Origin of the sequence: Haloarcula sebkhae (genome assembly GCF_014647415.1) — an archaeon.
GTDB lineage: Archaea > Halobacteriota > Halobacteria > Halobacteriales > Haloarculaceae > Haloarcula > Haloarcula sebkhae.
This window is the reverse complement of record NZ_BMPD01000006.1, coordinates 181,506-196,784: the sequence shown is the minus strand read 5'-3', so window position 1 is coordinate 196,784 and position 15,279 is coordinate 181,506. Positions and strand designations below refer to the sequence as shown.

Sequence of the window (15,279 nt, the reverse complement as noted above, 5' to 3'; positions counted from 1 at the left end):
GTTCAAAACCCGCAGAGAGCGACCACTCGCCGCGCAAAATCACCCGAACAGCTGGCGCATCATGGGGTGCATCTCCATGAGTTGCTCTTCAGCAATCTCCTCGTACAACTTATACGTAATCGAGACAGTGAGCAGCAAGCTCGTTCCCCCAACACCGCCGATGGTACCGAGCATGTTCGCCATGACCGCCAGCAGACCGACAAGCGCGCCTCCCAGAACCGTGACTTGCGGGATATACCGTTCCAGAACCTTCTCGATGACGCCGACGTTCTGGCGGAAGCCGGGTATCTGCATCCCGGAACTATGGATCTGCTGTGCCGTCGACTCAGGCCCCATATCGGCAGTCTCGACCCAGAAGACGGCGAAGATGGCACCACCGACGGTCATAAACGTCAGGTCGATGCCCATCCGAAGCAGTATTTTCCAGACGGGTTGGGTGACCTCGCCGAGGAACCACATCCAGTCACGCGGTGATTGGATCGGTGCAAGATAATAAAACAGTCCCCCGACAGGACGCCCGTTCGCGTAGACACCGAGCCACGCTGGCAGACTCTCCAGTTGCGCCCGCAAAATACGGCCCAGGAACTGAATGTTCGCCTGTATCGCGCGGACGAATATCATCGGGAGGACGCTCGCGTAAATGAGTTTCACCGGGAACCGACCTCTCGCACCCTTTACTCTCGCGTTCGAGAGTGGGATCTCCACACGCACGGATTCGGCGTAGACGACGATAGCAAAGATGAGGAGCGTCGTAAAGAGTTGGAGTAAATGGCCCTGTGTGAACAGGAGTGCCTGAAGGCCGTCGGAACTGAATACGGGGCCGATAGGGACGTCACCGGTTGCTATCCGTATCCAGGTCAGGATGATACCGTACTGTTGACCGCCGATAACCGGATGTGTAAGCAACCCACCGACGAGTCGCTGACTGATGCCAGCGACGATAAACAGGCCGATACCGGAGCCGACCCCCCACTTGGAGATCACTTCGTCCATGAGGAGAATGAGTAATCCACCGACGAACATCTGTGCGAAGATGAGCCACTGGACACCAGCGGTTCCAATACCTAGCGACTGGGCCACCTGGGTATCAACGGGCAGGAAATTCCCTGCAAACACCATCGGCAAGCCGGTCAGACAGATCATCACAAGCACCAGCAGCTTCTGAAGGCCCTGATAGAGTATCTGGTCGCGTGGGTCGTTCTGTGTATCGAGTCCAAGGAGATTGGCTCCACCTAGCAGCTGTAAGACGATACTCGCCGTGACGATGGGTCCGATGCCGAGCTGTAGCACTGACCCCTGGCCGGACGCAAGTATCGAGCTAAAGCGACCGAACACGGCCTGATCACGGGTGATATCAAGCCCGAACAGCATCACGTTCGTCAGGAAAAAATAGAGGACCAGCACGCCTGCCGTCCACGCCAGTTTCCGTTTGAACGGGATGTGTCGGTCCGGCTTGCGGACGGCTGGCATCCGGACCAGCACGGGTTCTGCAGTGTCTTTCCAGCTCATCGCTGTCCTCCAGCGCACGGCCAAGTAACGATACCATACTGACAGCTGTACCGACAACGAATCATATGCGTCATGCTTGTGAGACCCCCACGTCAGAACAGGTCACAGGCAGCTCTACCGCTGCCACTCTACGTAGCGCTGCCGATGATACTGCTGACGCGGTGGTTGTCGCTATCTCTTGTGTGGCCTTTCAAATGTTTACTGGTTCGGGAACGTCCGGGTTCGCCGCCGCGTCCACCGTTTCGAGACGGTGGCGCCGGCCTGCCCGATCAAACGCCGCAATAGATGCAGCGTCCCAGGGTGGCACAGCCACAAAGACGACTTCGTGCAGGTCATCGCGTTTGGTCACCTCCAGCCCGGAGCGTGGGTGTGAGATGAACCGACCCTGCGTCCGCTGTGGTGGGGTCGACAGGTCAATGCCGAATACGGAACTGACCGAGTTCGGCGCTTCGGGTAGGTAGACGTCTGAAAAGACCGGGGCCTGGTCAGGGGCGTCGATACCGGCTTCGAGTTCTCCCGCCGGCGTGACCGCGAGGCCGAACGACACCGTGTCCGGCTCCGCTTCCGCGGCAAGCGAAAGAAGCATCTCCTGCAATGGCTCGGTCATGTACACTGTCTGGCAATCGAGTGTTGGCGGGGTATCACAGCCCGCCGGTATGAGGACTGACTCCCCGAGGAGTGCGACACCGCCGGTAAGCACCCCGATGACCTCCAGATTCCTATCGGCATACAGTCCCCACCCTGAGACACCGATCGCCGGGTGAGTGTCGGCCAGTGCCCCCAGCGCTCCCAGTACAAGGAAACAGACGCCGATGCTGAAGACGACTAGCGATACCGGTGACTTGAGACGCGAGCGTGACGACGGCATTCACTCGACATCCTATCGCCGTGTCGCTAATCAGTTTCGTCTTTAATCTTTCGGGGGCCAAGTAACAACCACTTAGGGCCTGTCAGTCCGACGGCGAGGCGGACGGTCGAATATCGAGGGTCTTCTGGATGAGCTGCCGCGATACCATCGAACAGAGAAAGTACCAGACAATCCATGTTTTCATGGGTCCGAACAACGGCTCTTGCCAGCCGACGGCACCGACGAGTGGTACGATCAACCCGGCTTCGGTCCCACTGAGATGCCCGCCACGGACTTTCCACCGGAGCCAAAGGAACACTGGAATGGTCAAGAGCATGATCCACACCATCGGCCGGAACTGTAGTTTGAACATCCCGAGCTGGTCGCCAGCGGCTTCCAGTTGTTCCTCCTGTAGTTCCTCGAGTGTTTCATCGTCCCCGCGCTCTTTTGCCGCCTCCTTGCGTTCTTTCAATTCGTTCATCCGCTCCTGATACGCCTGTATCGTCTCGGTGTCTCTCAGCCGTGACTGCAGTACGGTCGAATACAGTCCGGTGACGAGTGCGAGCAATATGATGACGGCGAAAAACGGGAGCGCATCCGTGATCGGAGCAAGAAGGAGATCATCGTACGATGCGATGGTATTCCTGATACCGGTGCTCCAGTACCCTGCAAAGAGCGAGAGGGCCGCCAGCCCTGCTGTCTTGTCATACCAGGCCCACGATTCAGCCTCGATTCCGTCCGTGTCCGTCGTTGTGTCCAGCGGTTCGTCCGGTTGCAGTGCCTCCCGCACCCGCTCTGGATTCGCCAAGGTAAATCCAGTGCCGTCACTGACAAGCACCTCCTCCCGTACGAGCCGCCCCCACTCTTCACTGGACAGCGAACCACTCACGTCGTTCCACTGGAGCGGTTCGTTTCCGTTGTCACTGTGCTCGACCACCGTAGCGAGAGCGTCACGCATCGCTGGTTCTTCTATAACCGATGGTATCGGTTTGTCTGGCATTCCAACAGGTAATTCTAAAACTGAACCGTTATCAATTCTTCTGTCCCGCCGGTTTCGTACTACCGTCGTCCCGAAGCGAATAGCTTAGGTCCGAAGACAGCACACGTTCAGCTATGCCCCCAGCAGTTCTAGCGGAGAGTATAAGCAAGCGCTACGGCGACACGATCGCGATCGACGACGTGTCGGTTAATGTCGACGGTGGGGAGATATTCGCACTAGTTGGCCCAAATGGGGCTGGAAAGACGACCCTCGTCGAAGCCCTTACTGGAACAACAACACCCGATTCGGGCTCGGTTAGCATCTTCGGCGAGTCACCGACCAGTGTCGAGGACGGTCGTCTCGGATTGCTGCCCCAGTCGTTTACACCGCCGGAACGGCTGACAGCACGTGAACTAGTAACGTACTATCAGGGACTCTACGACGACCCCCAGCGCGTCGACGACGTACTCACTGCTGTCGGCATGGAAACAGCCGATGAGACGTGGTACAGGAACCTATCAGGAGGGCAGCAGCGGCGTGTCTGCGTCGGCATTGCTCTCGTCAACGACCCTGACCTCCTCTTTCTCGACGAGCCAACGACGGGAATCGATCCGGCTGGTCGTCAGTCACTCTGGTCACTCATCGACGACTTGGCGGCCGAGGGGACGACGATATTTCTCACGACCCACTACATGAAAGAAGCCCAGCAGCTCGCAGACCGAGTCGCCTTGCTCGATGACGGCACACTCGTCGAAGTCGGCCCGCCGACCGACCTTATCGCATCCTACGGCGGCGGTACGCATCTCCTCGTCGAGACAGAAACGTCTCCAGAGCAACTGGCGGGGCTTGACGCAGAGGTCGAGCCGACGGAAGACGGCATACGAATTCTGGATGTTGCGACAGCTGATATCGGACGGGTCGTCGGACAACTGGACGCGCAGGGGGTCACGTACGAGACGCTCACATGGACCGACCCTTCCCTCGAAGATGTCTACTTGAGCCTCACCGATGAGAGTACCGACGAGGACGGACCCTCGCGAGAGCCCATGACTGCCGGAGGTCGGTCCCGATGAGTCGGACGAGCCGTATCACTGCCGAGGCCGGAGCGGCGTGGCGAACGTTCCTTCGTCGGCGGACGGCCGTGTTTTTCACCTTCGGATTCCCGCTCATCCTCGTCGGGATCTTTGGCATCATCGTTCAGACGAACCCGGCGGGCGGCGGTCTGTTCGGACACCCGACTAGCTTCTACGTGCCGGGCTATCTGGCGGTTATCGTCCTCTTGACACCGCTGTCCAGAATCGGGAGTTCACTCGCCCGATATCGGGACGGGAACCGGTTTCAGAAGCTGTCGACCACGCCTGCGACTTCTCGCGAGTGGTTGGCTGCGCACACACTCGTTAACATCGCTATCATCGTTCTCGCGAGTACCGTCGTACTAGGGGCGCTAGAACTGCTCGTGGGCGGGACTATCCGACTCTCACCGTTGCTCCTTCCGTTTATCATCCTCGCGGTCGTGGTTTTTTGCGGGCTCGGAGCCATACTGGGACGGATCACTGGCTCACAGGACGGCGTTGTCGCTGCCAGTAATGCCGTCGCGCTGCCGCTCGTGTTCCTCTCTGAGACGTTCGTTATGCCGGAGCGGCTTCCGACGTGGTTCCGCCCGGTGATCGGTCTGTCACCGCTCACGTACTTCTCTCGCGGGGTCAGAAACGTCACGTACCTCAACCAAACGGCCTGGCTCGACCTGCTGGTACTGGCGATGTTCGCCGCGCTGGTTTTCGCCCTCGGTGCCTACGCTGTGCCACAGGAGTGACGGGGCGAGCAGTGCCCTCATCCTTCACAGTCCAGATCTAACAATGACTTAGTGGTTGTTACTACGAGTGTCTTCGGGTCTACTCCGGCAACTCCGCTAGACTCAAATGTCGATATCGAGCACTTCCTCGGACTGGCAGTCCGGACACGTAAGCCGATACCGTATGTGGCCCGACTGGTGGTCCGTCTCGACATGGGTCTGCCAGTCGCTGTGGAGGACTGTATCCTGGAAATCACAGTTGCTACACGTCTGTTCCCTGTGCAATAAGCTCTTGGTAAATGCTTGGACTCCACGCTCGTGGGCTTCGGTAAACTCGCTCATCACATCAGCGGCTAACGTAATCGGAAATATAAGTCTGGCGAGAATGCATTACATGTTACCACGGGCCGAACCGATCGCTGCTTGGGTTAGCGTTACGCTTTGGTTTCGGCCCGATGAGAGACGACGTCCCAGTCGGATGGGGAGAGTTCGTTTGCGTCAAACCCGCCGTGTTCAGGATACGCTGTCAAGACAAGATAGTCAACCCGGTCCGCAGTGTACTCGACGAAGGTGGCGATGTTGTCACTTGCGAGGCTTCCCAGCCCGTCGAGGAGCAACACCGGGACACGCTCACCCACGTCGTATGCCTCGTGACCGGCGAGTGCAACGACAAGACCGAGGAGTTCCCGCTCACCCTCGCTAAGGGCATCGAGTGTCGTCTCGCGCCCATCACGAGCGACGACGAGGTCGAACGTACTGGTCAGGCGAGCCATCTCGAAACCAGTATCGAAACGTTCGAACAGCTCCGCTAGCGCCGTCGAAAACGACTCGCGGAGGTCCTGCTTGATCTCATCTTTACGGTTCCGAAGCGAAGCGATCTCGGCCGTGAGATCGTCGTACTCCGCGCTGAGCATCTCACGCTGCTCGGCACGGGACTCGGCGTCGGCCAGTTCCGCTCGAACATCTTCGAGTTCCGCTTCTGTGTATTTGATCTCACTCTCGATGTCGGTGAGCCGTTCCGATTCTGTCTCGACGGACTCCGCCACCTCGTCGACGCGAGCCTCCAGATCGGCCAGTCGGTCGCGGGCCGAAGAGAGTTCCTCGGTTTTTTCGTCGAGAGACGTTTCCAGCTCGGCGATTCGGTCCGTCAAGTCCGCTTCCTGCCGGCGGGCGGTTTTGACCTCATCACGGCGGGCCTCAAGCTCTTCGACTCGTGTCCGGTACTCTGATTCCTCACGACGTAGCTCGGTGATTTGCTCGTCCAGTGCGTCAAGCTTGTCAGCCATCTCGTCGCCCGTCGTCTCCGTTCCACAGAGCCAACACTCGACTGTGTCCCCGAGCAGGTCCCGAGAGACGTCAGTCAGCAACTCAGTTCGGTCCGAGTCGAGCACCCGCTTGTTAGCCTCGAAAACCCCCTGTAACAGCTCCCGGTCCCGTTCGAGCGATTCGAGACGCTCGCGGACCTGCTCTAACTCCATCTCTACATTACTCTCCTCCGGGACAGTCAGCTCAGAGAGTTCAGTGCGGTTCTCGGCGAGCCGGGTTTCCACTCGCTCGACAGTCTGCTCAAGCCGGTCGATACGTCGCTGCACGCGTTCTCGCTCTGCTCGGAGGTCGCTGAGTTCTGCTCTGGCCTCGGTGTCGTCGCCGTCGGCGTCAAGTGCCTCCCGTTCGCTGTGTAGCTCCTCAAGCTCAGCCTCAAGATTGGTCTCTCGCTCCTGCAGTTTGGGGAGCCGCTCTGCCGCATCGTTAGCCCGTTCGAGTTCGCGTTCGACCTGGTCTCGTTCGGACCGCAGTTCGGCCAGTTGGCTGTCGATGTCCTCGAAATCGAGCGGCTTCGTAAGCACCGGCTCAAGCGGGTCGCCGTCTCGGACTGCCTTTCGAACAGCGTTGTTCTCGTCGAGAAACGCGAACAGATCGGCACAGATTCGGTCGTACTCGGACGAAAGGTATGGGGTACCGCGGCGACTGACCGCCACGCCGTCCCGCTCGAGTCGAACTTCAAACGCCTCCCCGTCCGCGTTGAGTTCGACCCGCCCCTGATCAGTACCCTCAGTGAGCGGCGTCTCAGCCCCGAACACTGTCTGGATACCCTGTAGAAAGCTCGATTTCCCCTGCCAGTTACTCGCCCGGACGGCGTTCACTCCAGGTTCAATTGCCTCGTTTGCGCTACGAATCCCGGCGATATTCTCGACTGTGAGTTCCCATGTCATATTCAGAAGGCCGGGAGTAGGAGTGTCTCCAAGAGAGATGGTTCTTCGAGTATTAGACACTGAACCGCTTCGACCGCACCGTATGGTGTAATCACCGACGAGAGAGTGTTCTTCCAGCTATCCACGGTAGTCTCTTTCTCGTCTTCATCCGAGACGTGCTGTTCACAGACGTAGCCACGCTCGACCGCCTCGTCGAACGGGACCCGAACGGAACAGTCCGAACAGCCGAGTTTTACCTGGACATCTACTTCGGCGGACTCAGCATCTGCGAGTCGCTCCTTCGATGCCAGCGAAGAGAGAACCGACTGGGCCTTTTCCTCGGTCTGCTGTCGGGCGACCTCGACGGTGTTTGACTCCCAGTCAGTCTTCGCCTCGTTAGTGTTTTTGTCCGCTTCGAGGCATCCCTTGAGATGATGGCGCATCGTGCTCCAAGAGATGAGTTCGTTCTCGATACGCTCGACGTCGAGTCCATCAGCAGCAAGCGCGGCCGCCAGCTCGTCGTACGCTACGTCGTCATCACCGGTGATGAGTTCGTACTCACGGTCCAGATGGACACCCAGTGTTTCCCGATCTACTTCGGCGTATAGCTCTTTGAGAACCCGTTTGTTGAACCACTCCGTGAGCGATTTGTACCCGTCCGCTGATCGTCCGTCACGGCCGGTCCAGCGAGCCACGAGATACTCGTCGAGAGAGTGGTCCCCTGACCCAGGGGCGGTGAGGTCATACCGGTCAGCCAGTGTCTCGACCTTGCATCCCATACTGTGTCTACCCGAATCAAAGGGATGCCGACTATTAAACGTGCGTACTATCATTTGGCTCGCGTTCGGATGAGCTGATTCTATGTAAAGCTGACAGGTCTGAGCCAATCGTTGTCAATTTCTTCTTTCGCGGTGCTGGAGCAGTTTAGGGTGCTTATGTTCTTGCGTTTGTGTTTGCAGAAATTCGCACTCAACAGCATTTTGCTTCCATATTTTCGTATCCGAAGACAAATATACATGATTTGCTGGCTATTAGTAATATTTTAGACACAGATCTGAGGTATAAGTGAGATGTATCTTCGTTGTAGTTGGTCTTAGAGTTATATGGAGAAATAGGTTTGTTTATAATCTACTGTCCGTGTTTCGATAGACGTGTACAGGCGATCAACCAGAATCGCTACGCCTGTCGGAAGGCGTTCGACGGCAGCGGCCCTGTTTGATTTCTGAAGCTGCGTCGACTTCTCTGGGGTCTCGATGGACACCTTGACGCTCATCCATTATGTCCTCGATTTCGACGGCCCCATCATCAAGTAGATCGTCGCCGCCACACAAATGGGGGCTATCGTACCGACCGTAATACATACTCACAGACGGATAGTGACTTCAAAGCTAAACCGTCTTAGTCCATGAACTTCTGCTGTTGCTCCTGAGCCCACTCAAGCGCGTCGTCAAAGTCTTCAAATCCTTTTGTCGTGACGCTCTTAGCTTCATTGTTCTGGCTAATTGCTAGACGTGACAGCCCATCAGCGACATATGCAGTCGTTTTGACGCCAGATTCTTCGGACACTTCAGTCCAGTTCTTATTGACATGCTCAAGAACCTCGCGGTTAGCGTTTTCTACGTTCCCGATTTCAACGATGACACTATACATATCTGGATCGCTTGCTGTCTCAACATAGTGTTGTTCGGCTTGTTCCATGTCGCCGCTCTCGACGGCTGCAGGCATATCTTCAATATACCAGATACCAACGCCGTCTTGTTCCTCATACTCGACAAACTCTGAAATCGATTGTGCCATCATCACATAGTCTCGCCTTAGTGTATATTAATCCGCCCCACACATTTCCAGTTGTGATACTCAGGCTGTCTGCAATCCTGCCGGGAGAGCCAGTTACCGACAGTTATGGATAAGGCACTGGTCTGTCTGAGTTGCCAATATTACTCTTGGCTTTGAGCGAGTGACACCAAGAAAAGGTAGGCAACCACACCAGTGATCCAGACGGAACTCCGACGACCTCGGGTCCTTGTAGGTCAACGTATTCGATGAGTGCTACTGGACTTATACTCAGCCCGAACATCCCAACTGCATGGCCAAGTCTGTGTGGATGTTTCCGAAACGTGATATGTTCTTCTAGCAACGGGATATCGAACGAGAAATAAAAGTACACACTACCGGCGTACACTGCTGCAATGCCGAGCGCGAAGAACCAATCCGGAAGCAAGAATCGGTAGACAAGACCGCCGACAGCGAGACCACAGAACAGAGCGAATACGAGGGACTTGGTTGGGGACATGGGTTACGCTTTGACCAACGTGTGGTTATCCCTGTTGCATAGACACTTTAGACCGCATCATTCTTCGCGATAGTCATCGGTGGCCAGACACATCGTCTCGGGCTATCTCGGGTTGCTGCGGCGAGGCGTCCGTCTCACGGTAAGAGAACGACTCTGGCGAGACGGTCTGTTCATCGCCTTGAGAGTTGATCAGTACAGCCCAATGCTTACACTGACACGTGGCGAATCGCGGTTGTGGGCGATAATCTTACTGAGCCACCTGAAGTCTGTCCTGAATGTGGAGCAGTAGACGCTTACGCCAAGCGATTTGTGACAGGTGGTGGATGGCGGCCAGTGTACCGGTGTGAGAATTGCGGACATCAGTATAATCCTTCGGTGACAGATTAGTGGTCAATGTGCAGGCTTACCGAGTAGTCGTTTCAGGGAAGTACCCGAGCAATAAATGACTGCCGAGCAGAGTCCCAGGCGAACGGGCACACACCGGAGCGTGGCCCTAACTAGGTACCAGAGCCGTTCAGCTACACTGTACTCCCAGTGAAGGACATTCCCGCTAGCGATCGACAGCGTCTCAATACTCTACCGCCACACTCCAGATGTCCGTCCACTCCCGGTACACCACGTAATGCGAGCCGCAGTTTCCGCACTCACTCACAGAACACCAGTCGCTACTGGTCGCGCAAAGAGAATGGTGGGTTGCTAGGGGATGGGAGAGTTGGGGTGCAACGCACCATCCATTGTCGCCGTCGTGGATGTCGACGACAGGCTCCAGCCCCGACACAATTGGGAGGATGGATGAATCCAATGGAATCGAACAGGGCACGGAACCCATGTAGTCCTGACACGAGTGGTCACGAAAACGTTTGTGATATCCCCACGCTGTCTGTCGGTTTACCGACGAGCCACAACCGACTGAACCACCAGCCACAGAACACAGAAACGACTGCACAACTCTTACATTCCGAGCAGCAGCAAGGCGGGTGGCAGCCGGGGGAAAGCGGCGTGCCACGCACCACCCAATGTCGCCGTTGCAGGCGACAGGTCCTGCACCCAACACATTCGATAGGACAACTGGCTATCAGGGAAACATGGAGCGAGGGGCAGAACCTAACCGACTGGTATGCAGTTGGTAATAAAAGAGGTTGTGATATCCGCTTGCCGTCTGTCGATAATTCGACAGCTACACACTCACACGTACGTTCTCGGGAGGCAGGCCGATGACTCCACAGTCGGCCGTCGGCGAGATCGTCGCTATCACGACCATCAACAGTGAGCCGCTGTTGCTAGTCAGTTCCGTCACCGACGATCACGCCACGGATGTACTGCTGGCGGACCTCCCAACAGAACCGCTCTACAGACTGCAAGCATCCGATCCGGACACAGCCACACGCCGACAGCTGGCTCAGACATTTGGTCGGGTTGATGACCGCATTTCGTTCACCGTCACCCACACAGACTACGCACTGGGAGAACGCGACAGCAGCCGTCCCCACCCTTCGAAGGAGGCGAGAACTGATGTCCCCGATGGTCCGTGTCGGTCCATCACCGGACCCTGCGACCGATACAGCGCCACCAGACACGGGCCAGTGGCGACTCCGTCATGTGGTCGGGGACTGTACCCACGATATTGCTGTCGAGCGCCGGGCGGTGCTCAAAGGATGACCGATCTTAGTACTCACCCCGGTGTCGATCACGACTGGAACCCTACCAGCAGGAGTGCGCCGCTACCGGTGAGCCCAGTGGCACGCTGGTCCGGACGACGACAATGCATCCATACGGCTAGTCGCCGCCGACGCCGCTGTCTGCCAGCTGCAGGAACCGGGAATGACCTCCTGTTTCCAGAAGTGTAGTGAGTAGTCGTGACACGAACGGAACGACCACAGCGATTCCCCAGTTCACAACGGGTGTGACGCCGAGAGTCAGCTAAGCGGCCTAGATATCTCCGTTCCGAATATTGGCGACTCGTTGACGGCTGAACAGTTGCTCGTCTTGATCAAAGATATCGGAGAATAGCTGTTTTGCAGCACGCTCGGTCTTTGCGAGGTTGATAATTGGGCCCTGGTACATCCCGCCCGCCGGGTAGACTTCTCCGTTCTGGACTGCGCTAAGTTGGCTCGCTACGCTGTGACCCTGGAGGAACGTAAGATACGTCTCACGGAATTCCGAGCGCGTCCAATACGTGTCTGTGTAGAACAGCATAATCTCGGGATCAACCTCCAATAGCGTCTCATAATCGATGGTGCCGCGGTCTGAGGTGAAACTCTGGATGTCTGAAGCTTCAAAAGCATCGCTCACACCGAGGTCGTGCCAGTGTTTGTATGCGGTCGTGTCATCGAGCCGGTAGGGGTAGTATTTTTCCGGTTCGGTTGATGCTGGAGAGAGGAGCCCGATAGCCGGCCGCTCGCTTTCGGGTGGCAATCGTTCCTGTATGCCCGAAATGGTCTCGTCGTGGAGCGTCTGAAGCGCCTCAAAACGGTCCATTCTCTGGAATACCTGTGCGACCTTCTCGGTGGCCTCGTACAGCGAGTAGTACGGATAGTCTTCGTGCCACGGATACGTCGAGAAACTCGTGTTGCCACAGAACGGAGAGATTCGGTCAGCCATCTCCGTAACATCCGCACGTTCCCAGTTGGGGATGAGATTAGTCATATAGTTCGGGTCGATAAAATGGACGCCGCTATCGATTTCCAGAAGCGTCTCCTTGGAAATCCCGTCCTGCCAGAGCGAGACCATATCTTCCTTGCTTGTGGACAGGCCCGGAATGTCCTCGTATGCCCATGTCCGGTACTCACCCGTGAGGACGACCGCGCTCGGCTTCTCCAAACCGAGTGCGACACCCATGTCTCCCCAACTGGCGTTTTCTGCGACCCACGTTTCGGGAACGGACTCGAAGGTCACTTCGCCGGCTGGTTCTATCGACACTGAGTACGAACTATCAGCCGTGGTCGTGTCAGAAGTCCTGGTCGTGGTCTGTATAGAACCCGACTCATTCGTGTTGGACTGGGAGCCATCCCCATCGGTACAACCAGCGAGCAATCCGCTACCGACGAGGGCGCTGCCGTACTTAATGAGATCTCGTCGCGTCGATGTACGAGAGCCGGTGGAATTGTCTTGCACACGATTTAGGCCAACCTAAATATTGAAAACTGTTTTGGAACGTAACAACTCATTCGTAGCGTCATCAATCCTCAGAGTGAAATCGGGTCCGATACTACCCAACCACTCGAAAGACAGGTAGCAGATTGTCTGGTAGCAAATGGGCAAACGGACACGAACTGCTCACGTCTCAAACTGGCTCAACTGGGCAGTACCGTTTGTATTAACCATCTGATAGAAGGCGCTGTTGAGGGTATGCAAACTGTTCTATAACATCTTTTTAGTGACTAGAGAACAGGATGCTACGTTGTGAATTCCGCCCTCCAGAGGCCCCACGGTCCACTCTCACGGCATTATATCCGAACTGTAGACACCCCCTGCTTGCCCTGTCACGTTCAGTTACAGAAGCGAGCTAGTCCACAATTACTCAGGGACTGCGGTGACAATTGGGTGCCGAGAACGTCCGAAGAATCTGAAGGGGGCTGGTAGTATGGCCAAGGATTCAGATCTCAGTGTGAACGGTCCTGATACCCTGGGCGGCGCAGTACTATACATGCTTGTCGGTATTGCTATCGCCGGCTACGGCGGATTTGACTACGTCCAGCAGACCGAAGCGGTTCGAAATTCGGTTGAAGTGGACGCGACCGTCACAGAACTCAGCATCGAGACAGATAGTGGCACATCATCGAACCCGGGCGTAGAGTACGAACCAACCGTCGAATTTGAATACACGTACAATGGGACAAAATACACTGGAACAAAACTCTATCCAGCGAATATTGAGCGTAATTATGAGACACGATCAGCAGCCGAATCAGCGGTTGAAGATTACGAACAGGGAACACAGACGACTGCATATGTGTCGCCAGACGAGCCAGGAGATGCGTTTCTAAAGAACAAAACATCGAGTGCACCAATCATAGCTATCGGCATTGGTGGATTATTCGCTCTCTTTGCAGCTTTTTCCGCAGTGAGAAAGATCTGAGCCACCACGTATAATTGACCGCCGTCTTCGAGAATCCTGACCAATCGCTGGAGCAGGGATAATGCTAGCTTGTAACCGACCGTAATCGCACTTCCACGTAGCTAACCAACACAACCGACAACTAATGAGAGTGCGTTGGTTAGCACATGCCCGATCGCGCCCATGCCGAGACCGGATTCGAAAAACGCCGAGCCATTGACCGTGACTCGATCCCCCCAGAGTTGACTGAGATATACGAACGAGCATCGAGGATATCGAGACACTCTGTGCAGACCTAGAAGTGGCAGCCGAAACGGGCGATCAATCCACAGACTAGCCCGACACACCGGAGGACTGGGACGAAGATGACTGGGAGGACCAACTTTCCGAGGCGCGTGAGAAGGCAGAGATTTCACAAATAGCGGGTACGCTTACCACGAAGACTATCGATGACCGTAATTTACTATTTGCAGTGGCGAGACAGTGACACGATCACGAGCCAGTATGTGGGACCTGTTGATCCAGCCTGAGAAAATTACCTGTGAAAGCGAGTGAACCAGATCCAAGGTAGACCTGCTTTCTGAGCACCAGTAACTGATTTTCGTCCAAATTCGGCTATCCAATCGATACGGACCTATCTCGAATACATTGCTTGTCCTGATAGAGAGCGATCACAAGCATCTTTACTGGTAGCTAATTTGTGCTGATATGGTCAACCGCCCTCAAGATGCCCTCCCTGCGATAACACTGGCTGTTGTCATCCTCTTGGCTGGTTGTGCTGGGGTACCTACCACAGACCACCAGACCCAGACTCCCGACTCGACGGTCGAAAACTTTTCCTATCCACCGGGGTGGTCTCAGGAGGGGATAACAGTCTCAAACGTCTCTACTGCACTGCAAACGCACTCTGAGGCAGTGAAGAATACCTCTCACAAAAGCCGGTTGGTTACTATCAGCGGAGGCACGAACCAAACGATAGTGCGAACGCTCGATGCCGATGCTGGCACCGCCGAAATGCGGTTTGTCGATACGAGGTACGGTACGGACTCACACACATATTATAACGCTGATGGTGTGTACAAGTATGATCGAATATCAGGCGAGTTGGAACAGCGTCCCGGTGAGGATTGGGAACGAGACCGTGTCGCCTCGCACGAGGGACTTCGACGGCCCTTGCTGAGTCTCGAAATAAACGCGACAGAGACTGTTATTGTTGAGGGGACGACAGCTGTCAGATACACTGTGACTGGTATCAGAGACCCTGACTTTGTCCCAGCCAATACCGCAACCGGGCACATCATTGTTGCTGAGGAAGGATATATCGCAGAATACAATATCACGAGAGGGAACGAGAAGTTCACTCACCAGACGATATACGACGTTTCTGAGTTTGGAAACGCGACGGTCCCCCGGCCAGCGTGGATGCCCGAAAAGTAGCTTCAGCGACACTGTTGAACTCTACTGGTCGGACGCTGTTTTCGGTGAAATAGCCGTTCAGAGAGTCTGGGAAGCTACCTTTTCCTGCCTCGGGCGTGCATTCGATTCGCTCGCGTTCAGGATACTGCACTCACTCCGCTCGTGTGGATGCTCACTGCACCACCTGTACTGAT

Annotated in this window: 13 protein-coding genes; 5 read left to right on the top strand and 8 right to left on the bottom strand. The window is 55.9% G+C overall.

What is annotated here, in order from left to right:
• Nucleotides 1-39 precede the first annotated feature (39 nt).
• The 3 genes from secY to IEY38_RS17075 form a co-directional block, all read right to left on the bottom strand.
• The gene (gene secY, locus IEY38_RS17085; protein WP_188979754.1) at nucleotides 40-1,509 is read right to left on the bottom strand and encodes a preprotein translocase subunit SecY; all 1,470 of its coding nucleotides are present in this window, start codon (nucleotides 1,507-1,509) and stop codon (nucleotides 40-42) included.
• A 190-nt stretch (nucleotides 1,510-1,699) separates the two neighbouring features.
• Complete coding sequence (locus tag IEY38_RS21850; RefSeq protein ID WP_407647547.1) at nucleotides 1,700-2,377, bottom strand: hypothetical protein; 678 nt, start codon at nucleotides 2,375-2,377, stop codon at nucleotides 1,700-1,702.
• Nucleotides 2,378-2,459: 82 nt separating this feature from the next.
• On the bottom strand, nucleotides 2,460-3,356 hold the full coding sequence (locus IEY38_RS17075) for a DUF106 domain-containing protein (protein WP_188979752.1): 897 nt from the start codon (nucleotides 3,354-3,356) through the stop codon (nucleotides 2,460-2,462).
• A gap of 113 nt (nucleotides 3,357-3,469) precedes the next feature.
• Here IEY38_RS17075 and IEY38_RS17070 point away from each other — a divergent pair, with 113 nt between their 5' ends.
• Both IEY38_RS17070 and IEY38_RS17065 read left to right on the top strand, forming a co-directional pair.
• A complete protein-coding gene (locus IEY38_RS17070; protein WP_188979750.1) occupies nucleotides 3,470-4,408 on the top strand; it encodes an ABC transporter ATP-binding protein in 939 nt (312 codons plus the stop codon).
• Nucleotides 4,405-5,148 (top strand): ABC transporter permease, encoded by a 744-nt coding sequence (locus tag IEY38_RS17065; protein WP_188979748.1) that lies wholly within the window; start codon nucleotides 4,405-4,407, stop codon nucleotides 5,146-5,148. The genes IEY38_RS17070 and IEY38_RS17065 overlap by 4 nt, the downstream gene beginning before the upstream one ends.
• 102 nt (nucleotides 5,149-5,250) lie before the next feature.
• On the opposite strand, the gene IEY38_RS17060 is transcribed toward IEY38_RS17065, so the two are convergent.
• The 4 genes from IEY38_RS17060 to IEY38_RS17045 all read right to left on the bottom strand — a co-directional run bounded on the left by IEY38_RS17060 (nucleotide 5,251) and on the right by IEY38_RS17045 (nucleotide 9,119).
• Entirely contained in the window at nucleotides 5,251-5,469 is a 219-nt protein-coding gene (locus IEY38_RS17060) for a hypothetical protein (RefSeq protein WP_188979747.1), read from the bottom strand.
• A 92-nt stretch (nucleotides 5,470-5,561) separates the two neighbouring features.
• Complete coding sequence (locus IEY38_RS17055) at nucleotides 5,562-7,340, bottom strand: archaea-specific SMC-related protein (RefSeq protein ID WP_188979746.1); 1,779 nt, start codon at nucleotides 7,338-7,340, stop codon at nucleotides 5,562-5,564.
• 2 nt (nucleotides 7,341-7,342) lie between these two features.
• Complete coding sequence (gene rdfA, locus IEY38_RS17050; protein ID WP_188979745.1) at nucleotides 7,343-8,098, bottom strand: rod-determining factor RdfA; 756 nt, start codon at nucleotides 8,096-8,098, stop codon at nucleotides 7,343-7,345.
• A gap of 619 nt (nucleotides 8,099-8,717) precedes the next feature.
• On the bottom strand, nucleotides 8,718-9,119 hold the full coding sequence (locus IEY38_RS17045) for a hypothetical protein (protein ID WP_229775358.1): 402 nt from the start codon (nucleotides 9,117-9,119) through the stop codon (nucleotides 8,718-8,720).
• A gap of 2,005 nt (nucleotides 9,120-11,124) precedes the next feature.
• On the opposite strand from IEY38_RS17045, the gene IEY38_RS17040 reads away from it, so the two are divergent.
• Nucleotides 11,125-11,271, top strand: a complete 147-nt coding sequence (locus IEY38_RS17040) for a hypothetical protein (protein WP_188979809.1) — start codon at nucleotides 11,125-11,127, stop codon at nucleotides 11,269-11,271.
• 270 nt (nucleotides 11,272-11,541) lie between these two features.
• On the opposite strand, the gene IEY38_RS17035 is transcribed toward IEY38_RS17040, so the two are convergent.
• A complete protein-coding gene (locus tag IEY38_RS17035; protein ID WP_188979744.1) occupies nucleotides 11,542-12,726 on the bottom strand; it encodes an ABC transporter substrate-binding protein in 1,185 nt (394 codons plus the stop codon).
• 469 nt (nucleotides 12,727-13,195) lie between these two features.
• On the opposite strand from IEY38_RS17035, the gene IEY38_RS17030 reads away from it, so the two are divergent.
• Entirely contained in the window at nucleotides 13,196-13,690 is a 495-nt protein-coding gene (locus IEY38_RS17030) for a DUF3592 domain-containing protein (protein ID WP_188979743.1), read from the top strand.
• A gap of 687 nt (nucleotides 13,691-14,377) precedes the next feature.
• Nucleotides 14,378-15,106 (top strand): hypothetical protein, encoded by a 729-nt coding sequence (locus IEY38_RS17025; protein ID WP_229775357.1) that lies wholly within the window; start codon nucleotides 14,378-14,380, stop codon nucleotides 15,104-15,106.
• Nucleotides 15,107-15,279 lie beyond the last annotated feature (173 nt).